The sequence below is a fragment of the Allobosea lupini genome (genome assembly GCF_900109525.1).
Classification (GTDB): Bacteria; Pseudomonadota; Alphaproteobacteria; order Rhizobiales; family Beijerinckiaceae; genus Allobosea; species Allobosea lupini.
In genome coordinates, this window is sequence record NZ_FOAN01000004.1 from 132277 (window position 1) to 154857 (window position 22581).

General features: G+C 67.0%; 21 protein-coding genes. 7 read left to right on the top strand and 14 right to left on the bottom strand.

What is annotated here, in order from left to right:
- Positions 1 to 102 precede the first annotated feature (102 nt).
- The gene (locus BMZ21_RS13310; protein WP_091834821.1) at positions 103 to 1686 is read right to left on the bottom strand and encodes an ABC transporter substrate-binding protein; all 1584 of its coding nucleotides are present in this window, start codon (positions 1684 to 1686) and stop codon (positions 103 to 105) included.
- Positions 1683 to 3206 (bottom strand): serine hydrolase domain-containing protein, encoded by a 1524-nt coding sequence (locus BMZ21_RS13315; protein WP_091834825.1) that lies wholly within the window; start codon positions 3204 to 3206, stop codon positions 1683 to 1685. Before BMZ21_RS13315 ends, BMZ21_RS13310 begins: the two co-directional genes overlap by 4 nt.
- Positions 3207 to 3427: 221 nt before the next feature.
- Here BMZ21_RS13315 and BMZ21_RS29925 point away from each other — a divergent pair, with 221 nt between their 5' ends.
- On the top strand, positions 3428 to 3751 hold the full coding sequence (locus BMZ21_RS29925) for a hypothetical protein (protein WP_143079706.1): 324 nt from the start codon (positions 3428 to 3430) through the stop codon (positions 3749 to 3751).
- A gap of 12 nt (positions 3752 to 3763) precedes the next feature.
- Here the strand turns inward: BMZ21_RS29925 and BMZ21_RS13325 are convergent, their stop codons facing one another.
- From BMZ21_RS13325 to BMZ21_RS13345, 5 genes are all read right to left on the bottom strand, one after another.
- Positions 3764 to 5050, bottom strand: coding sequence for a four-carbon acid sugar kinase family protein (locus BMZ21_RS13325; RefSeq protein WP_091834831.1), 1287 nt, complete (start codon positions 5048 to 5050; stop codon positions 3764 to 3766).
- A 2-nt stretch (positions 5051 to 5052) separates the two neighbouring features.
- Entirely contained in the window at positions 5053 to 6330 is a 1278-nt protein-coding gene (locus tag BMZ21_RS13330) for a ribulose-bisphosphate carboxylase large subunit family protein (RefSeq protein WP_091834834.1), read from the bottom strand.
- A 65-nt stretch (positions 6331 to 6395) separates the two neighbouring features.
- Positions 6396 to 6935 (bottom strand): VOC family protein, encoded by a 540-nt coding sequence (locus tag BMZ21_RS13335; RefSeq protein ID WP_091834837.1) that lies wholly within the window; start codon positions 6933 to 6935, stop codon positions 6396 to 6398.
- A gap of 25 nt (positions 6936 to 6960) precedes the next feature.
- Complete coding sequence (locus tag BMZ21_RS13340) at positions 6961 to 8838, bottom strand: TRAP transporter large permease (RefSeq protein ID WP_091834840.1); 1878 nt, start codon at positions 8836 to 8838, stop codon at positions 6961 to 6963.
- A 36-nt stretch (positions 8839 to 8874) separates the two neighbouring features.
- On the bottom strand, positions 8875 to 9891 hold the full coding sequence (locus BMZ21_RS13345; RefSeq protein ID WP_091836020.1) for a TRAP transporter substrate-binding protein: 1017 nt from the start codon (positions 9889 to 9891) through the stop codon (positions 8875 to 8877).
- Positions 9892 to 10003: 112 nt separating this feature from the next.
- Between BMZ21_RS13345 and BMZ21_RS13350 the strand changes: the two genes are divergently transcribed.
- Complete coding sequence (locus BMZ21_RS13350) at positions 10004 to 11074, top strand: LacI family DNA-binding transcriptional regulator (protein WP_091834843.1); 1071 nt, start codon at positions 10004 to 10006, stop codon at positions 11072 to 11074.
- Between the two features lie 20 nt (positions 11075 to 11094).
- Here the strand turns inward: BMZ21_RS13350 and BMZ21_RS13355 are convergent, their stop codons facing one another.
- Positions 11095 to 12744, bottom strand: coding sequence for an acyl-CoA dehydrogenase family protein (locus BMZ21_RS13355; RefSeq protein WP_091834846.1), 1650 nt, complete (start codon positions 12742 to 12744; stop codon positions 11095 to 11097).
- On the bottom strand, positions 12741 to 14273 hold the full coding sequence (locus BMZ21_RS13360; protein ID WP_091834848.1) for a 4-hydroxyphenylacetate 3-hydroxylase family protein: 1533 nt from the start codon (positions 14271 to 14273) through the stop codon (positions 12741 to 12743). Before BMZ21_RS13360 ends, BMZ21_RS13355 begins: the two co-directional genes overlap by 4 nt.
- Positions 14274 to 14354: 81 nt before the next feature.
- On the opposite strand from BMZ21_RS13360, the gene BMZ21_RS13365 reads away from it, so the two are divergent.
- The 5 genes from BMZ21_RS13365 to BMZ21_RS13385 all read left to right on the top strand — a co-directional run bounded on the left by BMZ21_RS13365 (position 14355) and on the right by BMZ21_RS13385 (position 17653).
- Positions 14355 to 14987 (top strand): TetR/AcrR family transcriptional regulator, encoded by a 633-nt coding sequence (locus BMZ21_RS13365; protein WP_091834851.1) that lies wholly within the window; start codon positions 14355 to 14357, stop codon positions 14985 to 14987.
- Between the two features lie 5 nt (positions 14988 to 14992).
- Positions 14993 to 15523 carry a hydrolase gene (locus tag BMZ21_RS13370; protein ID WP_091836023.1) on the top strand — a complete coding sequence of 177 codons (531 nt, stop codon included), beginning with the start codon at positions 14993 to 14995 and terminating at the stop codon, positions 15521 to 15523.
- 8 nt (positions 15524 to 15531) lie between these two features.
- Positions 15532 to 16167 carry a 2-hydroxychromene-2-carboxylate isomerase gene (locus BMZ21_RS13375; protein WP_091834854.1) on the top strand — a complete coding sequence of 212 codons (636 nt, stop codon included), beginning with the start codon at positions 15532 to 15534 and terminating at the stop codon, positions 16165 to 16167.
- A gap of 110 nt (positions 16168 to 16277) precedes the next feature.
- Entirely contained in the window at positions 16278 to 17285 is a 1008-nt protein-coding gene (locus BMZ21_RS13380) for a Vgb family protein (protein WP_091834856.1), read from the top strand.
- Positions 17282 to 17653, top strand: coding sequence for a c-type cytochrome (locus BMZ21_RS13385; protein WP_167561633.1), 372 nt, complete (start codon positions 17282 to 17284; stop codon positions 17651 to 17653). Before BMZ21_RS13380 ends, BMZ21_RS13385 begins: the two co-directional genes overlap by 4 nt.
- A 9-nt stretch (positions 17654 to 17662) precedes the next feature.
- On the opposite strand, the gene BMZ21_RS13390 is transcribed toward BMZ21_RS13385, so the two are convergent.
- The 5 genes from BMZ21_RS13390 to BMZ21_RS13410 all read right to left on the bottom strand — a co-directional run bounded on the left by BMZ21_RS13390 (position 17663) and on the right by BMZ21_RS13410 (position 22404).
- A complete protein-coding gene (locus BMZ21_RS13390; protein WP_091834862.1) occupies positions 17663 to 18655 on the bottom strand; it encodes a branched-chain amino acid ABC transporter permease in 993 nt (330 codons plus the stop codon).
- Between the two features lie 9 nt (positions 18656 to 18664).
- Entirely contained in the window at positions 18665 to 19552 is an 888-nt protein-coding gene (locus tag BMZ21_RS13395) for a branched-chain amino acid ABC transporter permease (RefSeq protein ID WP_091834865.1), read from the bottom strand.
- Positions 19553 to 19629: 77 nt separating this feature from the next.
- A complete protein-coding gene (locus BMZ21_RS13400; protein ID WP_091834868.1) occupies positions 19630 to 20835 on the bottom strand; it encodes an ABC transporter substrate-binding protein in 1206 nt (401 codons plus the stop codon).
- A 56-nt stretch (positions 20836 to 20891) separates the two neighbouring features.
- Positions 20892 to 21650: an ABC transporter ATP-binding protein gene (locus tag BMZ21_RS13405; RefSeq protein ID WP_091834871.1), complete on the bottom strand. Its 759-nt coding sequence runs from the start codon at positions 21648 to 21650 to the stop codon at positions 20892 to 20894.
- Entirely contained in the window at positions 21640 to 22404 is a 765-nt protein-coding gene (locus tag BMZ21_RS13410; protein ID WP_091834874.1) for an ABC transporter ATP-binding protein, read from the bottom strand. Before BMZ21_RS13410 ends, BMZ21_RS13405 begins: the two co-directional genes overlap by 11 nt.
- Positions 22405 to 22581: the final 177 nt, after the last annotated feature.

A 22581-nucleotide genomic window follows, 5' to 3' on the forward strand; every position in this document is an offset into this window, starting at 1 on the left:
CCATTACGCGTCTCACGAGACTAGGAAGGCGAATCGTTCTCCCGAGTCTCGCCCGCAATCGGTCAGGAACCGGTTAACGCCCGATCTGTCGACCTTGGGCACTCACTTCTTCTCGACGTTCCAGAACAGCATCACCGGCGCCGCCAGCACGCCCGAGACCGTGCTGCGCCTGGCATAGGGCTGCTCGAACTGGCCGAGCACGCGATAGGGCTGCACCTCGGCCAGGCGCTTGTGCAATGCCTCGACCGCCGCCTTGCGGGCGGCATCGTCGGGCGCATCGACCACGGCGCCGCGCAGCTTCTCGGCTTCGGCATCGCAAGGCCAGCCGGCCCAGGCCTTCTCGCAGGCCATGTTGGTGCCGATATTGGTCATCGGCGACTGCATGGTCGCGCCCGAGGCATAGGTCACGAACAGGTTCCAGCCGCCCTGGTCCGGCGGGCTCTTGTTCTGCTGGCGGGTGGTGACGGTGCCCCAGTCGGAGAACTGGACGTCAACGTTGATTCCGACCTTCTTGAGCTGCGCGGCAGCGACCTCGGCCATCCGGCCGATCGCGGCGATGTCGTTGCTGGTGGTCAGGACCAGCTTCTCGCCCTTGTAGCCGGCCTCCGCCAGCAATTGCTTCGCCTTCTCCAGATCGGGCTTGGAATAGCCCTCTGTGCCGGCTTCCGTGCCGTTCGGCCCGCCGCAGATGAAATAAGCGGCGCAGCGCTTCCACCAGTCCTCGTCGCCGAAGCCGCCGGCCAAAAACTCGGCCTGGTCGGTGGCATAGGCAAGAGCGAGCCGCGCCTTGGGGTTATCGAAGGGCGGATGCAGGCTGTTGGGCCGCAGCATCACCTGGTTGGCGAGATTGGAATAGCGTTCGACCTTGACGTCCCTGGCCGCGGCGACCACCGGGATCAGGTCCTGGCTCGGCTGCTCCCAGATGTCGATCTCGCCGGTCTGCAGCGCGGCCGCTGCCGTCGCCGCGTCCGGCATGATCAACCACTCGACGCGGTCGACCTTGACGATCCGCCCGCCGGCGAGCCCGTCGGCCGGCTCCGAGCGCGGCACGTAATCGGGGTTCTTGTCGTAGACGACCTTGGCGCCGCTGCGCCATTCGGCGCGGTTGAACCTGAACGGGCCGGAGCCGATCGTCTCGGTCACCGGCTTCATCGGGTCGGTCGCGGCATCCGCCTCGCGCATGATCACCGGGATCTGGCCCACCGCCGAGCCGAGCGCGAACGGCACCAGCGCCATGGGCCGCTTCAGCTTGAGCACGAAGGTCCGCTCGTCCTTCGCCTCCATCCCTTCGGTGTACTCGCCGAGCTTGCCGCCGATCGTGTCGCGCTTCATCCAGCGAGCCAGCGAGGCGATGACGTCGCGCGTGGTCACCGACTGGCCGTCATGGAATTTCAGGCCCGGCCGCAAGGTGAAGGTCCAGGAGAGCTTGTCGTCCGAGGTCGAGAAGCTCTCGACCATCTGCGGCTTCGGCTGGAGATTGGCGTCCCAGGCGAACAGGGTCTCGTAGATCATCAGCCCGTGCATGCGGGTGATGACGATCGAGGCGGCGACGGGATCGAGCGTCTTGAGATCGGCATGCGGCGCGATCCGCAGCACGTTTTTCGGTGCCGGCTGTGCCTGCGCTCCAGCGGCGAGCAGCAGCGCGGTCGTGCCGAACAGAGCAGCGACAAGGCGGGATCGGGTCATGACTGGCCTCCCTCGATACGTTGGAAATGCAGGATGCGTGAACGATGGCTGGCGAGCCGCAGGCTGCCGTCCGGCTGCAGCCAGAGGCAAGGCCGATGCCGCCACGGGCCATGCTTCAGGTCGGCAAGCGCCCGCCCGCCGGGCAGCGGCGTCAGCGGGGTTGTGAGGCCGACCGTCCCGGCCCAGGGCCAGGATGCGGTGCCGTCGGCACTGATCGTGATCTCGACCTCGAGCCGTTCATCGCGCCAGCGCCCGACGAGGCGCTCGTCGAGCATCGTCTCGGGCGGCACCGGCAGCAGCCGGCGCGCGACACCGCCGATCCGGCCGCTGAACGCGCCGTCGGGATCGGGCTTCAGGGCAATGTCGAGATAGGCCGGCAGGCTGCGCAGGCCGCCGTCGCCATCCGAGACCAGCTTCTCATAGCCGCCCATGACGCTGATCGCGCCGGCAGCGAACTCGGCCCAGAACGGCCCGTCCTCGGCCGCGTATAGCCCGGCCGGAACATGCTCGGGATCGTCAGGCAGCGCTTCACCGAGCAGCGCCGCCAGCACGCGCAGCGCCGGCCAGAGCGCATCCTCTTCGCGATTGGTCAGCACGACGACGCCGACGCCCAGCTCCGGCGCCATCAGCATGTGGTTGCGATAGCCCGTCAGCGAGCCGCCATGACCGATGATGTGCGTCTTGCCGAGCCGGCTCGCGACCAAGCCGAGCCGGTAGCCGCTTTGGCTGGCATCGGCGAACTGGCGCGGCGCGGCGAGCCGGTCGAGCAGCCCGGCATACGGCTCGCGCCCGGCCATCAGCCCCGCCGCCCAGCGCGCCAGCCCGGCCGCGCTGCCGGCCATGCCGCCCGAAGCCGAGAAATTGAAGCCGTAAAACCCGCGCCGCCAGCCCTGCCCGTCATGCCAGTAGCCGGTAGCGAGCCCGGGGACGACCTCGCTCTCGTCGGAGACGAAGCGGATCGGCAGCGTGGCCGGCGCCATCAGCTCCTCGACCAGTTGCGCGGCGCCCTTGCCGGTCCGACGTTCCAGGATCGCCTGCGCCAGGCGCCAGCCGGTGTTCGAGTAGGCCATCTCGCTGCCTGGCTCGCCGTTGAGCCCGGGCAGGCGGCAGGCAGCGGCGAAGATCTCGGAGGCGGCCAGACTCGCGGTGAACGGCGTTCCCTGCTGCCAGAGCGCCTCCATCATGTCCGGCAGCGCGCCGGTCATGTCGAGCGCCCGGCCGAGCGGCACGGCGCCAAGTGCCTGGGGTAGCTCAGGGATGAAGCTGGCGAGCGGTTCCTCCAGCGATACCCCCTCACGCAACAGGAGGGCGCCGCAAATGTGCTTGCTGATCGAGGCCAACCGGTTCTGGGTGTCGGGCGTGAACGGGAGGCGGTGCTCGATCACCGCGAAGCCGCCGCTTGCGCTCTCGCGCACTCCCTCGCGATCGAACAGCACGATCGCCCCGCCCGGTCCGCCTTGCCGCGTCCATGGCTCGGCGATCGCCTGTGCCTCGCCGCGTCCCTTCGTCCAGTCGACCATGCGCTGTCCTGCTCCGCCGTTCCGTCCCGGTTGGAACTGTCGCGGATGAGAGGGCGATCAGGCAATCCTCTCAGCCATGCGCTGACGTTCAACCCCTATCGTCATGAAAGCGGCACATTCGCTGGACGATCCTGCCACGCGCGCGGCGGCGCGCTGGACCGGAGCCCGGCCCTGTCGGAGACTGCGGATTTGATGAAGTGATATTGAGGAGGCGGATTGGGATGAAACGTGCGTTTATTGTGGCCGGGGCGATTGGTCTTACCGGTATCGTGGCAGGTTGCTCGCAGCCGCAGCGCTTCGGCGCCCCGCCTCCCGGCCTGGCCCCCAGCCCCGCGCCCGGCACCACCGTAATGACCAAGCGCATCGTCAGCGACGGCGCTGGTGGCCTGCAACTGCCTGATGGAACGCGCGTCCAGACCGACCAGAGCGGCGGCTTTTCCCTGCCCAACGGCGCCTATGTCCGCCGCGATCGCTCCGGCGCCCTCAACCTGCCCAACGGCTCGCGCTGCGTGCCCGACAATCAGGGCGGCTACGTCTGCCCGTAGGCCGAGACCGGCTCAGGCCGTCTCTGCGACGCGGTTGAAGAAATCGGGTGTGCCCATCTGGCCGCCCTTCAGCACGATATCGAGGCCATCGAGCCGGGGATCATCGCTATGGGCGCGGCAGAGCGGCGCGCCCGGCGTGCAGGGCGAGCGATAGGACAGGCCCCAGAGGTCGAGCGCGCGGATCGCCAGCGTCGAGGTGTCGCCGCCGGCGACGACCAGCCGTTTGATCCGCGCGTCGCTCATGATCGCTCGCAGCAGCGCTCCGGTCGCGGCCGCGACCTTCCCGGTCTCGGCCGGTACGCCGGCCGGCTTGTCGGTGATCAGCATGACGTTGCTCTGTTCCAAGCTGGCCAGGGCTTCGATGCGGAGCGCTTCCAGATAAGCGGGTTCGCGAGTGAGTCGCGCCGGATCGATCGCGATCCGCTCATAGCCTTGGGCGAGCTCGACCTGGGCGCGGGTCACAGGCGACAAGCTGCCGACTAGAGCGAGCAGATTGCCACCGGAAGCGGAGCGAGCGAGCTTTGGCATCTCGGCCTTGGGGGTCTGCGGGAAGCCGGCAATCGCCTGTGCCACCGAGCTGGCGCCGATTGCAAGCATCGGCCCCGCACTTATGCGCTCGCGCAGCAGGGCGCCGATCGCGGCGAGGTCGGACGGGCGCGAGACGTCGAAAAGGACGGCTTCGGGCGCTCCAGCGAGCGCAGCGTCCAAGGCCCGTCGCCCGCCCTCGCCTTCATGGCTGCGGTAATCGACGAGCGCGGCGCGCTCCAGCCCCTGCGCCTGGAGATGCCGCCGCAGATCCGCCTCGCCCATCGGCGTCACCGGATGGACGCTCATCGTCGGGTGGCGGTCGATTCGGTGAACGACGCCGCCCGCGCCCGCCGCAGCGAAGAGAGTGCCGAACAGACAGTAGCGCCCGAGATTGGGCTGGCCGCCGATCACCGGCAGACATGGATTGGGAAAATGCGGCCGCAAGGCCCGTGCCGCCGCGCCAAGGCTGCCGACATCCGGAGCGCTGTCGAAGGTCGAGCAGCATTTGTAGTGCAGCAGGCCGATACCGAGCGTGGCGAAGAAGCGCCCCGCTTCTTCCAGCTCCCGCGCCATAGCCTCGGGCGCCATCGCTCGTGTCGCCCCCGCAATGCCGACGGCGTCGAGCGATCCGGCGCGCGCAAGCTGCTGGGCCGTCGGGATTTGCAGGAACAGCAGAGCGCGCTGTCCGGCCTCCGCCAGCGTTGCGAGCGTGTCGGTCGCACCGGTGAAGTCGTCGCCATACCAGCCGTAGCAGGGTGCCGCCTCAGCCATGCTCAGCCGCCGCTCTTGCCAAAGAAGGCGAGCGCCTGCGCGAGCTCGTCATGGCTCTTCGCCGCTTCGCTCAGCGGCACGCCGGCCGCGACCGCAGCCCAAGCCTGGCGGATGCTGGCGACGCCGGCCGCCGGCCCGCCGGGATGGGCGAGGATGCCACCGCCCGCCATGAACAGCAGATCGTCATGGCCGATCGCGTCCCAGGTCGGCTGCGCCGTGCCGGCCCATTGCCCGGAGGAGAAGGCGGGTAGCACGCGATCGTCGATGCCATCCGCCAGCGGCGTCACGCAATCCCTGGCGGAGGTCACGACCTCCCCGTCCTCCTGTGCAAACTTCCCCTGCAAGCCGTGGACATGCATGTGGTCGACGCCGGCGAGCCGCCAAAGCGTCTGGTAGGCCTGGAAGCCGATGCCGAGCAATGGATGGCGCGAGAGCGCGCCAAAACCGTTACGGTGGCCGTGCAGGGCAAGGCTGGTCGAGCGACGCAGCGTCTCGACCGCCGAAAAGCCGCACCAGTTCAGGCTGACCATCACGCAGGTGCCGCCCTCGCGTTCGACCAGCTCGGCATGGCGGCGCATCTGGTCGGTTTCGGCGGTGATGTTGAAGGCGACCATCACCGCCTTGCCGGTGCGGTCCTGATGACGGCGCACCGCGGCCATCACCGCAGGCACGCGCTGGGCCAGCGGCGCATGCACGGGATCAGCCGAGATCTCATCGTCCTTGATGAAGTCGAGCCCGGCGGCGCAGAGCCGCCCGACGAGCTCGGCGGTCTCGAAGGGACGCAGGCCGACATTGGGCTTGATGATCGAGCCGATCATCGGGCCATCCATGACGCCGGTCGCCCGGCGGGTGCCGGCGATGCCACGCGTCGGCAGCGGGAAGAGGCGGCGATAGGCAACCGGCAGGGCCATGCTTTCGAGCCTGAGCCCGGTGACCTCGCCGAGATCGAACAGATTGCCGGCGACGATCGAGGCCAATGTCGGCAGGTTGGGACCGACATTGTCGACCGGGAAGGAGAGCGTGATCCGGGCGCGACGCCACGGCCCCTCGACGCCTTTCCGCGCCAGCCAGGCATTGGGCAGGCTCGGTTCGGCAGCGCTATCGAGGTCCTCGACCGAGATGACGACGGCGCGGGTGCGGTCGCGCAGTTCGTCGGTCTCGCCGGCAACGCGGGTGAAGGTGCCGCTCGACTGCTCGCCGGCCATGATTTCCGCGACCTTGCGCGGATCGAGCGGCGTCTCGATCAGATAGGTGGCCGTGAAACGGTCGGCAGCGGACATGTCGCGATACTCACCATGGCGGTCGTCCCGGACAAGCCGCCTTTGGCGGCGCCGAGGCGAAAGCGTCAGAGCTTGCTGAGGTCGGGGAAGGGGCGCACCGGGTCCTCGCCGTCCCAATTCTCGCCCGCCTCGCGGATCAATCGGAACATCTCGCCCTTGGGGCCGGCGACTTCCGAGAGCTCGATCACCGTGCCGGGATGGTAGTGCGTGTCGAAATAGATGAAGCGGCCGCGCTCGCCGACTTCGCCGGACATCACCGGCTTGAAGCCTTCCGCCAACAGCCGCTCCAGGTCGGCATCGTAGTCCGAGGTCCAGTAGGCGACATGCTGCAGGCCGCTATGGCCGGCATCGGTGAAGTCCTTGTACATGGACGGCACCGCGTTGCGGCATTGGATCAGCTCGATCTGCAGCGGGCCGGAATTGGCGAGCGCCACAGAATTATGCGGCTCGTAGGCTTCGCCCTTGTAGCGGTAGTTCCTGATCGGGACCTTCGGGTTGTAGAAGAACGGCCCGACGCCGAGCACCCGGCTCCAATAGTCCATTGCCGCCTCGATATCGGGGACGACATAGCCGGCCTGACGGATCTGGCCAAAATGACGGCTCATGGCGGGTGCTTTCCTGCAACGATGACTAGAGGAAGCCGATGGAGAACCACGGCACGGCGGCGACGATGACGAGGCCGACCAAAAGGGCCGCGACATAGGCCCAGATGTATTTCAGCCCCTCGTCGGGATTGATCTTCGAGATCGCGCAGGCGCCGTAATAGCCGACGCCGAAGGGCGGGGCGAAAAGCCCGATGCCCATCGCGAAGATCACGACCATCGAATAGTGGACGTCGTGCACGCCGATCTGCTTGGCGATCGGGAAGAGCAGCGGGCCGAACAGCACGATCGCCGGAATGCCCTCGAGCACGCTGCCGAGGATGACGAAGGCGACGATCGAGATGGCGAGGAAGCCCCAGGTGCCGCCCGGGACGGCCGCCATCACCTTGGCGAGGTCCTGCGAGAAGCCCGATTGCGTCAGGCCCCAGGCCATCGCTGTGGCGCAGCCGATGATGAAGATGATCGCGCCGGTGAGCGAGGCCGTGTCGACCAGCATGCGCTTGAGCCGGCGCCAGTCGAACTGTCGGTAGATCAGGATGCCGGCCAACACTGCATAAGCGATGCCGATGGTCGAGACCTCGGTCGCGGTGGCGACGCCCTCGACGACGGCGGCGCGGATGACGAAGGGCAGTGCGATGGCGGGCGCCGCGATCAGGCAGAGCCTGCCGATCTCGCGCTTCGAATATTTGGTGACCTGGCTGAGATCCTCGCCCCGGTTGCGCCACCAAACCACAAAGCAGAGCGCGATGCCGAGCACGACCGCCGGCAGCATGCCGCCGGTGAACAGGGCCGCGATCGAGACGCCGGTGACCGAGCCGATCGTGATCAGCACGATCGAGGGCGGGATCGTCTCGGTCTGCGCGCCCGTCGCCGAGAGCAATGCGACGAGGTCGCCGGGCTTGGCGCCGCGCTTCTGCATCTCCGGGAACAGGACAGGGGCGATCGCCGCCATGTCGGCGATCTTCGAACCGGAGATGCCGGAGACCAGATACATCGCGCCGACCAGCACATAGGACAGTCCGCCGCGGACATGGCCGAGGAGCGAGGCCAGGAACTGGATCATGGCGCGGGCCATGCCGGTCATCTCGATCAACGCGCCGAGGAAGATGAACAGCGGCACGGCGAGCAGGATGAGATGGCTCATGCCCTCGTCGAGCCGGCCGACCATGACGACCATCGGCGTGGACGTGGTCAGCGCGAGATAGCCGAAGGTGGCGAGCGCGAAGGAGAAGGCGATCGGCACCCCGGCGAAGACATTGGCCGCGACGACGCCGACGAAGAAGATCACCAGATTGAGCTTGCCGAGCGGCTTCAGGACCGGCCCCGCGAGATAGAACAGGCCGATCAGCGCCACGGTGATCCCGAGAGCCAGCGCGACGGTCTTCCAGGAGCCGAAGCGCAGCAGCCGGCAGAAGGCGGCGAACAGCATCAGGACGATGCCGATCGGCAGCGCCGCGGCGCGCCAGGAGTTGGCGATCTCCAGCGCCGGCGTGACGATCAAGCGCTCGTCCTCGGCATAATCCAGCGCATCCGGCAGGATCATCACCAGGAAGGCGATCGCGGCGGTGATGGCGAGCGCCTCAAGCAGGAGGCGCGCCTGCGGGCCGACGCGGGTGACGAGCCCGGTCATGCGCATATGTTCGCCGCGGCGCAGCGCCACCACCGCGCCGAGCATGGAAAGCCAGAGGAACAGGATCGAGGCGAGCTCGTCCGACCAGACCAAGGGCGCGTGGAAGGCGTAGCGGGCGGTGACGCCCGCTCCCAAGATGACGATCTCGGCAAGGACGAGCACGGCCGCGACAAGCTCGACCACCGTGCCGACGGCGCGGTCGAGCCTGTCGGCGAGGCGACCGAGGCCGGTCGCCGGCATGACCGGTGGCGGCAAAGTGGCGGCGTGAGCGTCCATGGCGTTTCCCCGAGAATTCGGCTGCGGCTCACTCGCTCAGGCGAGTTTGCCGACCGCTCCCTCGAGCAGGCCCCAGGCTTCGGCGCCGAAGCGCTCCTGCCATTCCTTGTAGAACCCGCCGTCGCGGAGCTTGGCCCGGAAGCTGTCGGGGTTGGTCTTGTTGAAGGCAAGCCCCTTCGACTGCAGATCGGCCTGCACGGTTTCGTTGAGGCTCTTGATGTCGCCGCGCTGGGCGACGCCGGCATCGTTGATCGCGGACGCCACGATCTTCTGGATATCCGGCGGCAGACCCTTCCAGGCGCGGCCATTGGCGATGAACCAGAAGCCGTCCCAGATATGGTTCGAGACCGCGCAGCTCTTCTGGACCTCGTAGAGCTTGGCGACCTGGATGATCGGCAGCGGGTTCTCCTGTGCATCGACGACTTTGGTCTGCAGCGCCGAATAGACCTCGGAGAACTGCAGGCTGGCGGGCGCTGCGCCGAGCGCCTTGAACATCGAGATCGAGAGCGGCGAGACCGGCACGCGGATCTTGAGCGAGGCCATGTCGGCTGCCTGCTCGATCGCCTTGCCCGAGGTGGTCATCTGGCGGAAGCCATTGTCCCACATCTTCTCGAAGGCATAGAGATTGACCTTCTCGATGGCGGCGCGGACATGCGCGCCGACCGGCCCGTCCATCGCCTTCCAGACCTGGTCATAGTCGGCGAAGGCGAAGCCGACCGCGTTGATCGCCGCGACCGGCACCAAGGTCGCAATGACCAGTGCCGACGGGGTGAAGAAGGTGATTCCGCCATTGCGGACCTGGCTCAGCATGTCGGTGTCGCCGCCGAGCTGGTTGTTCGGGAAGATCTTGATCTCGACCCGCCCGTTCGTCTCCTTGGCGACGCGCTCGGCCGCCTGCTGGGCGCGGATGTTGAGCGGGTGGCTGAGCGGCAGGTTGTTGCCGTATTTCAGCTCGATCTCAGCGGCGCGCGCGATCATGGGCATGCCGATCAGCGATGCGGCGGGGGCGGCGGCTAGGCCCTTGATGAGCGTGCGGCGGCTCGGTCCGGTCATGATGTCCTCCCTGCGGACTTGATGCGATTTGATCGCTCTTGAGTGCTTGACGCTCAGCATAGAAATCGCATCTGATGGTCTTCAAGCTCATTTTCTGATGGTTTTTGATTGAATGAATGCGCCGATCCGCAATCCTGACGAGGAGACCGCGCTACCGCGCCGGCGCCAGATGGCGCGCGTCGAGGATGTCGCGCGCCTGGCAGGCGTCTCGACCGCGACGGTCGACCGGGTGCTGAACCAGCGACCGGGCGTCAGGCCGGCGACGGTGCAGCGCGTGCTGAAGGCCGCTGGCGAGCTCGGCTATGTCATGGAGGGGGCGCTGCCGGCGAGCGCGCTCAGGCCCCTGCGCCTGGGCTTCCTGCTGCCGGCGGGCAACAACCGCTTCCTCGGTATGCTCGGGCGGCTGATCGCGGGATCGCAGGACCAGCTGGCGTCCTTCAACATGCGCGCAAGGGTCGAGCATATCGAGAGCTTCAAGCCGGAGCTGCTCGCCCATGAACTGCGACGGATAGGCCGCGAGGTCGACGGCGTCGCCTTCATGGCGCTGGAGCATCCGACCGTGCGCGAGGCGGTCGATGCCCTCGCAGAGCGCGGGGTGCCGAGCGTGACGCTGATCTCCGACATCGCCAACACCGCTCGCGCCGCCTATGTCGGGCTCGACAACCGCGCCGCCGGCCGCACCGCCGGCCAACTCATCGCCCGCTTCATCGGACCGCGCCGGGCGAAGGTGGCGATGATCGCCGGCAGCCTGAGCTACCGCGCCCATGAGGAGCGCGAGATGGGCTTCCTGCACCTGTTCGAGGAGCTTTATCCCGAGATAAAAGTGGTCGGCCTGCGCGAGGGCCATGACGACGAGGCCAAGAATTATCGCCAGACCAAGACCCTGCTCGGCCAGCATCCGGATCTCGCCGGCATCTACAATATCGGCGGCGGGCCGGAAGGCATTGCCCGGGCGCTGAAGGAGGCCGGGCGGCAGGATGTCGTCTTCGTCGGCCATGGGCTGACGCCGGAGACGCGCGGCTTGCTCGTCGACGGCACCATGGACGCGGTGATCACCCAGCAGCCGCTGGCGACGCTGATGAGCTGCGTCGCGATCTTCGCAAACTTACGCGCCGGGCGGCCGGCGGCGGAGGGTACGGCTCGGCCCGGCATCGAGATCGTGCTGCGCGAGAACCTGCCCTGAGCGGCGGCGATGGCCGCGCTTCAGCTCTGCGCCACCGTCGCCCGCCTGACGATCCCCGCCAGCTCCGGCGACGGCTCGAGCGTGCCGAAGACATAGCCCCAGTCGGCGTCGAGCCGTGAGCGGCAGAAGCTCTCGAATACGGCCTCGTCGGCGTGCTTCCGCAGCTCCGAGGCCTGCAGCGCATAGGCCATCAGATTGGCGAGCCGGCGGCCATGGCCGTCATCGTTGCGGGGCTTCGCTGCCTCGTCACCGAGCCGGTCGAGCCAGCGGTCGAGGGCGCGGTTGGCGCCGCGCGCCTGGCCGACCTCGGCCATGAAGGCCTCCCTTGTGCGCGGCTCGCGGTTGAAGGCGCGCAGCACGTCCATGCACATCATGTTCGAGGTGCCCTCCCAGATCGCATTGAGCGGCGCCTCGCGATAGAGCCGCGCCATCGGGTTCTCCTCGATGAAGCCGTTGCCGCCATGGCACTCCAGCGCCTCGACGACGAAGGCGGCGGCGCGCTTGCAGTTCCAGAACTTCGCCAGCGGGGTGGTGACGCGGGCGAGATGGCGCTCTTGCTCTGATGTCTCCATCGCATCGGTCGCAGCGGCGACGCGGAAGGCCATCAGCGTCGAGGCTTCGGAATCGATGGCGAGATCGGCGAGGATATTGGTCATCATCGGCTGCTCGGCCAGAGATGAGCCGAATCCCCGGCGCGACTGGGTGTGGTTGAGCGCCAGCGTCAGCGCCTGGCGCATCAGCCCGGCCGAGCCGACGGCGAAGTCGAGCCGGGTCAAATGGGCGTGGCTGAGGATTTCCTTGATGCCGGCGCCCTCCCCGCCGACGAGCCAGCCCAGGCAGTCGCGGAATTCTACTTCGGAGGAGGCGTTCGAACGGTTGCCGGCCTTGTCCTTGAGGCGCTGGATCTGCAGGCGGTTGCGGCTGCCATCGGGCAGGAAGCCCGGGCAGAACAGGCAGGAAACGCCACTTTCCGTCCGTGCCAGGGTGAAGAACCCGTCCGATTGCGGCACCGAGAAGAACCATTTGTGCCCGGTGATCAGATAGACCCGGCCTTCCGGCGTATCCTCGAGGAAGCGGGCGGTGGTCTGAGTCTGGCGCAGGTCGGAGCCGCCCTGTTTCTCGGTCATCGCATAGCCGATGCTGGCGCCCTCTTTAAGCGCCACCGGCAGCGGGCGCCTGTCGTAGCGGCCCGAGGTAATCTTCTCCCGCCAGAGCGAAAACTCCGGCTGGGCGAGACCAGGAAAGGCGGCATAGGTCATGCCGGTCGGGCACCCCGTCCCGTGCTCGACCTGGTTCCAGAGATAGGACAACACCGCGCGGGCGAGATGGCCATTCGGCTCGCTCGTGGTCCAGGCGAGCGAGGGAACTTCATGGGCGAAGGCGAGGCGCATCAGCTCGTGCCAGGCCGGATGGAATTCGATCCAGTCGATGCGATTGCCGTAGCGGTCGTGGGTCCTGAGTTCCGGCCCGTGCCGGTTGGCGAGACGGGCGAGGTCCTGGATCTCGGCATCGCCCGCATGGGCGCCGAGTGCCGCCGCCTTGTCAGCGACCCAGGGCGCGCCGCGCGCGACGATGCCCTGCAGCACAGCATCGCCGGAGAAAGCGTTCCAGCCGGTCGCCGGACGGGCCTGGTTGAGGACCTGATGGGTGGCGTGAGCGTGAATGGTCATTCCGCCGCCTCCTGCGTCGTGACGCGCTCGGGCACCTCGCAGCCGGTGACGCAGCAGCGGCCGGGCTGCTTCGACACCCGCGAGCCGTCGGCGAGCACGCCGCGGTCGAGCAGACTCTCGACCAGCGCGACCTTCTCCATGACCGGGTAATTCCGCCAGATCTCGCGCTTCATCGCTTCCGGCGAGCCGCCGCCATGCAGCGAGATCACCGAATACCAGCCGGCCTCCTTGGACACTGTGAGGTCCTCGATGAAGCGGGCAACTTCGGCGCGCTGCTCATAGGGGATGTCCGGCCGCCCTGTGAGCACGGCCGCGAGCGAGGCGGCGGTCTCGGGGTTATGGTCCTCATCCGGGCCGGGCAGCGCCACGATCAAGCCTCCCGAGACGTAATGAGCGATGCGGTGCATGTCATAGATCTTGGTAGCGAGAAGCAGCTTGCCGATATTGGCGAAAACTGCGTCGGGCATCGCCACGCCCGAAGCGTCCTTGCTGCAATAGACCGAGGCCGCGACGCCGCAGGCGAAGAAGCTCTCGGTGATGGTGATCAGCTCGACCAGTTGCTCGCGGACATGGGAGTGCCTGTCGGCATCGAGCCCGTTGGCTTCGACGATCAGCGCGCCGGCGCCGATCAGCAGGTCGCCGAAGCCGGCCCGGGCGGCGATGCAGCTATGGCGATGATGGGTGGCGTAGCTGGTGGTGAGATAGCCGGCCTCCTCGGTCTCGCCGGCCATGAAGACCCGGTCCCAGGGCACGAAGACGTCGTCGAACATCACGGCGCCGGTCGACTGGCCGTATTTCGCCGAGAACTTCGCGGCGGGATCACCCGGCCGCCCGGCCGGACGCGCGACGATGGTGATGCCCTCGGCATCGCAGGGCACGCCGCAGCAGAGGGCGAAATCCTCGTCGCCTTTGGCATGGGTGCGGCAGGGCATGACCAGGAATTCGTGGACGTAAGGCGCGCCCGTGACGATCGCCTTGGTGCCGCGGATGACGATGCCGTCCGGCCGGCGCTCCTTGATGTGAACATAGGAATCGCGATTGGCCTGCATTCCGGGCCGCAGCGAGCGATCGCCCTTGGCGTCGGTCATGGCGACGCCGCAGGTCAGGTCCTCGTCCTGGATCCGATGCATGTAGGCGAGGAAGCGTTGCGTGTAGTCGGTGCCATGATTGGCATCGGCCCTTATCGTCGCCTGCAGGATGCCGTTGAAGGCGTCATGCGTCAGGTAGCGCTGGGCGCAGCCGGAGATCTTGCAGACCAGGCGGACCGCTTCGAGCTTGCCGAGCAGGTCGCTCGACGAGGCGTCGATATGGAGCATGCGGTTGACGGTCTTGCCGGAGGAGCCCTGCACCGCCGTCATGATCGGCTGGTAGGCCTCGTCATGGGCGAGATCATAGGTCACGCCGATGCCGTTTATCCCGGGCAGCAGCAATTTCTCGTCGGCGACACTCTCGACGCGTTGCCCGCCGACGAAGACGCGCGGTTGGTAGGCGCGCAGGGATTCGCGATAGCCGGCGGCATCCATCAGCATGATAGCCTCCTCCCGAACGATTGTTGCCGTTAAAATTGAACGGCGTTAGATTTTCGTCAAGAGGATTGGAGGCGTTCCAGAGTGGGCGAGGAAGCAGCACGCCGCAAGCGCGGCCGCTATGCCGCGACGGACGCAAAGCGCGAGGGCATCATTGCCGCCGCGCGCACCGTGTTCGAGCGCGAGGGGCTGGACGGCGCCTCGTTGCGGGCGATCGCCGCCGAGGCTGGCTACACGCCGGCAGCGCTCTACTTCCATTTCGACTCCAAGGAAGCGCTTTATGCCGAGGTGCTCGGCCGGTCGATTGCCGCGTTGCAGGCCGCAGTCGATGCCGCGGTCGCAGCCGTGGACCCACCGGCAGAACGTTTCTCGGCGGCCGCCCTCGCCTTCTTCGACTTCTATGCGGAGAATCCGCGCGATCTCGATCTCGGCTTCTACCTGTTCCGCGGCGGCATGCGCCCGCACGGCCTCGGCCGCGAGCGCGACAAGACGCTGAACGAGGCGCTGGAAGCGACCTTGGCACCGATCCGCGCGGCGGCGCTGGCGCTCGGTGCCGATGCCGCGCAGGCCGACTTGATCATGACCGACGCCTTCGCCCATGCTTCCGGTGTGCTGCTGCTGGCGCATACGCGGCGCATCCGCATGTTCGGCGCGTCGCCGCGCCTGCTGATGGAGCGCCATGTCGAAACCGAGCTCGACCGGCTCCTGCGGAGATGATGCCGATGCACCTGATGAACGCCAAGCGCTCTCGCCTCGTCATCATCGATTTCCAGGCGCGCCTGATGCCGGCAATCCATGACGGGCCGCGCCTCGTCGCCAATGCCGGCAAGCTGGTGGCGGCGGCGAGGTTGCTGGACGTGCCGATCGTGATGACCGAGCAGAATCCAGCCGGGCTCGGAACGACGGTGCCGGAGCTGGCCGAGGCCGCGCCCGCCATCGCCAAGATGAGCTTCGATTCCTGCGGCGCGCCCGACTTCATCGACGCCATCGCCGGCGACGAGGACCTCATCCTCTGCGGCTGCGAGGCGCATGTCTGCGTCGGCCAGACCGCGCTCTCGCTGCTGGAGAACAAGCGCCGCGTGCTGGTGGTGCAGGACGCGGTCGGTTCGCGCACCCCGGAGAACAAGGAGGCGGCCTTGCGCCGGCTGGAGCGGAGCGGCGCCGAGATCGTCACCACCGAGATGGTGGTTTTCGAGTGGCTGCGTACAGCCGAGCACCCGCAGTTCCGCCCCGCCGCCAGGCTGATCAAGTGAGCCTATCTGTGCCCCAGCCCGCCCTCTGGTATTTCGACATCATCTCGCCCTTCGCGCATCTGGCGCTGATGCGGCTGGGTGCGATCCGGGAGCAGCGGCCGGTCGTGCTGAAGCCGATCGTCTTCGGCGGGGTGCTCAAGGCCTGGGGCCAGCTCGGGCCGGCAGAGGTCGCACCGAAACGCGTCCATACCTACCGCCTCTCGACGCATCTGGCGCAGGCGATGGGCGTGCCCTTCCGTTTTCCGCCGGCCCACCCGTTCAACCCGCTCGCGATGCTGCGGCTGCTGACGGCGCTCGACGGCAGCGAGGCGGCGGTCACTGCCGCCTTCCGTCTCGTCTGGGGCGAAGGACGCGACGCCAATGATCCCGCCGTGCTGCAGGAGGTCGCCGATACCGCCGGCCTTCCCGATGCGCTGGCGCGGATCGGAGAGCAGGAGGTGAAGGACCGGCTGCGCCAGGCGACCGAGGACGCGGTTGCCGCCGCTGTCTTCGGCGTGCCGAGCCTTGTGATCGACGGCGAGATCTTCTGGGGTGTCGATGCCATGCCGATGGCGCTGGACTATCTCGCCGATCCCGCAGCGTTCCGCAGCGGCGAGATGGCGCGCGTCTCGACGCTGCCGGAAGGCGTCCAGCGGCAGCGCTGAACACGAGCGAAGGGAACCGCACGGCCGCAGCCACAGTTTCATGATGTTGTCGGTTTACGCCTCTCGCCGGGAGGCGGATGATCCGCCGCCGACTACGAAAGGAGACGCCGATGCTGCGCCGTTCGTTCCTGAAATTCGGTATCGCCGGCCTCGCCGCGCCGAACCTCATCCTGCGCAGCGCGCAGGCGACCGGGCAAACCCAGCCCGGCAGCCCGTTCATTGTCACCTATTTCGAGGTGCCGGAGATCAAGGGCTCGCGCGATGTCACCGATGCCGGCGACGGCACGATCTGGGTCTGCGGCCAGCGCAACGGCGTGCTCGGGCGCTTCGATCCGCGCACGAGCCAGACCAAGGTGATCCCGCTCGGGGATGGCGCCGCGCCGCATGGCGTTGTGCGCGGGCCCGACGGTGCAGCCTGGGTCACCGAGGGCGGCCAGAATGCTATCGCCCGCATCGACGACAAGACCCACAAGGTCGAGCTGTTCAAGCTGCCGGCCGGGCGCGAGCGCGCCAATCTCAACACGCCGGTGTTCGACAAGGCCGGCATGCTCTGGTTCACCGGCCAGAACGGCATCGTCGGCCGGCTCGATCCCACATCCGGCAAGATGGACATTTTCGACGCGCCGCGCGGCGCCGGGCCCTACGGCATGACCCGCACGCCCGCGGGCGAGATCTGGTTCGCCTCGCTCGCCGGCAACTACATCGCCCGGATCAATACCCAGAGCGGCAGCTTCACCGTGATCGACCCGCCGACCGAGGGCCAGGGCGCGCGCCGGGTCTGGTCGGATTCGAAGCACCGGATCTGGGTCAGCGAGTGGAATTCGGGCCAGGTCTCCGCCTATGACAGCGAAAGCGGCAGCTGGAAGGGCTGGAAATTGCCGGGCAACAAGCCGCGCACCTATTCGGTCTATGTCGACGACGCCGACAAGGTCTGGCTGACCGATTTCGCACTGAACAGCGTCGTCCGCTTCGACCCGCTGACCGAGGAGTTCAACAGCTTCCCGAGCGACAAGCCCGGCGCCAATGTCCGCCAGATGGACGGACGCAGCGGCGAGGCCTGGGGCGGCGAGAGCGGCACCAACCGGCTGGTGCGCATCCAGACGGTGAAGCCGGCGTGAGGGCGGCCTCGGCTGCGCTCATCGCGTTTGGACTGATTGCCGGCGGTGCAGTGCAGGCGCAAGAACCGGCTGGGGCCACCGTCTTCAAGACCTGCCAGTCCTGCCACAGTCTCGATACCGCCAAGGCCGGCATGGCGGGGCCGCATCTTGCGGGACTGAACGGACGGGTGCTCGGCTCGGCCGAAGGATTCGACTATTCGCCAGCGTTCAAGGCGGCGAAGGCAAAAGGCCTCGCCTGGGACCGCGAGCGACTGCTCGGTTATCTCACCGATCCCGATGCGATCGTGCCCGGCGGCTGGATGAGCCCGCCCGCCGGCCTCAACGCGGCGGATCGGGCTGCCGTAGTGGACTATCTGCTCAAGCAGTAGCCGCCGCCGTCACAGGGGCTTCTTGATCCATTTGGCGATGACGCCGACGATGCCCTCGCGGAAGAGCAGCACGCAGATCACGAAGATGATGCCCTGAACGACGGTGACCCATGCGCCGAGCGTCGCCAGGAAGTTCTGCATGGAGACGATGACGAGCGCACCCGCGATCGGGCCGAAGACCGTGCCAAGGCCGCCGACCAGCGTCATCAGGACGACCTCGCCCGACATCGACCAGTGCACGTCGGTGAGCGACGCCAGCTGGAAGACGATCGCCTTGGTCGCGCCGGCGAGGCCGGCGAGCCCGGCCGAGAGCACGAAGACGGCGAGCTTGTACTGGCTGGCGCGGTAGCCGAGCGAGATGGCACGCGGCTCGTTGTCGCGGATTGCCTTGCAGACCTGACCGAAGGGCGAGTGGATGATCCGGTAGATCAGCAGGAGGCCGCCCATGAAGACCGCCGCGACGAGCCAGTAGAGGGCGCGATCGTCGGCGAGGCTGACCATACCGAGCAGTTTGCCCCGCGGCACGGCCTGGATGCCGTCCTCGCCGCCGGTGAAGCGCGGCGTCTGCAGCGAGAAGAAGAAGGCCATCTGCGCCAAGGCCAGGGTGATCATGGCGAAATAGATGCCCTGGCGGCGGATCGCGAGCGAACCGAAGGCGAGCCCGAGCAACGCGGCGATCCCCGTGCCGGCCAGGATGGCGAGCTCCGGCGTCAGCCCCCAGTGCTTGGCGGTGTAGGCGCTGACATAGCTCGCCATGCCGAAATAGGCGGCGTGGCCGAAGGAGAGCAGGCCGCCATAGCCGAGCAGAAGGTTGAAGGCGAGCGCGAACAGCGCAAAGCACAGAACCTTCATGACGAAGACCGGGTAGGCGACGAAGGGCGCGATGACCAGGACGACGGCGATGCCGATCATCAGGTTGCGGTGCAAGCGCGCCGTGCCGTCGTCGGTCTCGGCGATGGTGAGGCCGGCGGCGGAAGCGTCGGTGGAAGCGATGTCTGCCATCTCAATTCCTCACGCGGCGCGGCCGAACAGGCCGGCCGGCTTCACCAGAAGCACGACCGCCATGATGATGAAGATCACGGTCGCCGAGGCTTCCGGATAGAACACCTTGGTCAGGCCCTCGACCAAGCCGAGCGAGAAGCCGGTGACGATCGCGCCCATGATCGAGCCCATGCCGCCGATCACCACGACGGCGAAGACGACGATGATCAGGTCGGCGCCCATGTTCGGGTTGACCGAGTAGATCGGCGCAGCCAGCACGCCGGCGAAGGCTGCCAGCGCGACGCCGAAGCCATAGGTCAGCGTCACCAGCAGCGGCACATTGATGCCGAAGGCCTGGGTCAGGGTCGGGTTCTCGGTCGCGGCGCGCAGATAGGAGCCGAGCTTGGTCTTCTCGATCACGAACCAGGTGGCGAGGCAGACGATCAGCGAAGCGATGACGACCCAGCCGCGATAGGTCGGCAGGAACATGAAGCCGAGATTGTACCCGCCGCGCAGTTCGGCCGGGATCTGGTAGGGCAGGCCGGAGGAGCCGTAGCCGTTGCGGAACAGCCCCTGGATGATCAGCGCCAGGCCGAAGGTCAGCAGCAGCCCGTAGAGATGGTCGACATGGGCGATGCGTTTCAAAAGGAAGCGTTCGATCACCACGCCGGTGAAACCCACCACGATCGGAGCCAGCAGCAGCGCCGCCCAGTAGTTGATGCCGAGATAGTTCAGGCACATCCAGGCGACGAAGGCGCCCATCATGTACTGCGCGCCATGGGTGAAGTTGATGATGTTGAGCAGGCCGAAGATCACCGCCAGGCCAAGCGACAGGATCGCGTAGAACGAGCCGTTGATCAGACCGAGCAGAAGCTGGCCGAACAGGGCTTGCGGCGGGACACCCAGGAGCTCGAACATGCGATCGACCGTTCCGAAAAAGCTTGTCCGGGGCCATCTGCGGCCCCGGAACGACGCATTGGGACAGGCTCAGCCCGTCACTTCTTGACGAGCGGGCACTCGCTCTCGGCCAGCGGCTTGAAGGCGTCGTCCGCCTTCAGCACCGCGACCTGCTTGTAATAGTCCCACGGGCCCTTCGATTCGGAAGGCTTCTTGACCTCGTATAGATACATGTCGTGCATCTTGCGGCCGTCGGCGCGGACCGTGCCCTTGCCGAACAGCGGATCGTCGGTCGGCAATTCCTTCATCTTGGCCATGACGGTGGCCGAATCCTTGCTCTTGGTCGCCTCGACCGCCTTCAGATAGTGCAGCATGCCGGAATAGACACCGGCCTGGACCATGGACGGCTTCTTGCCGCCATTGAGCTTGGCGAAGCGCTCCGACCAGGCGCGGGTTCCGTCGTCCTTGTCCCAGTAGAAGGATTCGGTGAGGACGAGGCCCTGCGCCGTCTGCAGGCCGAGCGCGTGCACGTCGGTCGCGAAGACGAGCAGTCCGGCGAGCTTCTGGCCCCCGGCGACGATGCCGAACTCGCCGGCCTGCTTGATCGAGTTGATCGTGTCGCCGCCGGCATTGGCGAGGCCGATGACCTTGGCCTTGGAGGCCTGCGCCTGCAACAGGAAGGACGAGAAGTCCGTGCCGGGGAACGGCGTGCGCACGGCGCCCAGCACCTTGCCGCCGGCCTTGGTCACCACCGCCGAGGTATCGCGCTCGAGCGCATGGCCGAAGGCGTAGTCGGCGGTGAGGAAGAACCAGCTGTCGCCGCCGGCCTTGGTCATGGCGCCGCCGGTGCCTTGGGCAAGGGCATAGGTGTCGTAGGTCCAGTGCACCGTATTCGGCGAGCAGGCCTTGCCGGTGAGATCCGAGGAGGCTGCGCCGGAGTTGATGTGGACCTTGTTCTTCTCGCGCGTGATCTGGTTCACTGCCAGCGCGACCGAGGAGGTCGGCACGTCGAGGATCAGGTCGACGCCGTCCTGATCATACCATTGCCGGGCGATGGTCGAGCCGACGTCCGGCTTGTTCTGGTGGTCGGCCGAGACGATCTCGACCTTGATGCCCTTCTCCGCCGCCTTGAAATCCTCGACCGCGAGGCGCGCAGCGATCACCGAGCCTTCGCCCGAAAGGTCGGCGTAGAGGCCGGAGCGGTCGTTGAGCACGCCGGCCTTGACCGAGATCTGCTGCGCCAGCGCCGGCGAGACCATCAGCGTACCGAGCGCCGTGGCCGCGAGCAATGTCTTGAGCTGCATGTTCTTATCTCCCTGAGATGTCTGATGTCCGTACGGTTCTTGTTGGACGCCCTGCGTCAGACGCCGAGATAGGCGTGAAGCTTGTCGATATTGGCGTCGAGTTCGGCATTCGGGATCATGTCGACGACCTTGCCCTGCTCGACGACGTAGTGGCGGTCGGCGACGGTCTGGGCAAAGCGGAAGTTCTGCTCCACCAGGACGATGGTGAAGCCCTTCTGCTTCAGCATGCGGATGGTGGCGCCGATCTGGTCGATGATGACGGGCGCGAGCCCTTCGGTCGGCTCGTCGAGCAGGAGCAGATTGGCGCCGGTGCGCAGGATGCGTCCGATCGCCAGCATCTGCTGCTCGCCACCCGAGAGCTTGGTGCCCTGGCTGCGCAGCCGCTCCTTCAGGTTGGGGAAGAGCGTGAAGATCTGCTCGACCGGCAGGCCGCCCGGCTTCACCTGCGGCGGCAGCAGCAGGTTCTCCTCGACCGAGAGGGTCGAGTAGATGCCGCGCTCCTCCGGAACATAACCGATGCCGAGCCGGGCAATGGCGCGCGACGGAAGCCCGATCGTCTCCTGCCCAGCAAAAGTGACCGAACCCTTGCGCTTGCCGATCACGCCCATGATCGACTTCAGCGTCGTGGTCTTGCCGGCGCCGTTGCGGCCGAGCAGCGTCACCACCTCGCCCTCGCCGACATGAAGCTCGATGCCATGAAGGACATGGCTCTCGCCATACCAGGCCTCGAGCCCGCGCACCGCGAGCAGCGGCTTGCCGCCAGCCACGGCCGGGCGCTCCAGCACCGCTCCGGTGGCCGGTCCTTCAGTGGCCATGGCCGACTCCCGATCCGATATAGGCTTCGACCACGCGCGGATCCTTCGAGACGGTGGCGTAGTCGCCCTCGGCCAGGACCTGGCCGCGGGCAAGCACGGTGATGCGGTCGCAAAGCGCGGCGACGACCGAGAGATTGTGCTCGACCATCAGGATGGTGCGGTCCTTCGAGACCTTGCGGATCAGGGCCTCGATGCGCTCGATATCCTCGCGGCCCATGCCGGCCATGGGCTCGTCGAGAAGCAGCATCTCGGGTTCCAGCGCCAGCGTGGTCGCGATCTCCAGCGCGCGCTTGCGACCATAGCTGAGCTCGCCCGCCGGCAGCTCGGCGAAGGCCGAGAGGCCGACGGCGTCGACGAGCCGCAGCGCCTCGGCATCGAGCGAGGACAGGACCCTTTCCGAACGCCAGAAATCGAACGAGTCGCCGCGCTTCCTCTGCAGCGCGACGCGGACATTGGTCTTGACCGAGAGCTGCGGGAACACAGCCGAGATCTGAAAGGAGCGCACCAGCCCGAGCCTTGCGATCTCCGCCGGCTTCTCGCGTGAGATGTCGCGACCGTTATACACGATCTGGCCGCGCGTCAGCGGCAGGAACTTGGTCAGCAGATTGAAACAGGTCGTCTTGCCTGCACCGTTCGGGCCGATCAAAGCGTGAATCGAGCCACGACGAACCTTCAGATCGACGCCGTTGACAGCTGTGAAGCCGGCAAATTCTTTCGTAAGGCCTGATGTCGATAGAATAATATCCTCAGACATCCGCCCTTAACCTTAGTCATTGCTGGATTGTTCGTTTCCCCGGGCGGCATGCTGCACCGCGCATATCGCCCATGTCAACGGCGCAGGTGTGCGCAGAACCCCATACCGAGCCCCCGAAACTCCCGCCGCTAGACAAAAGGCTTAGACCCTCCAACCCGAGCAGCTCTTGTCAGAGGC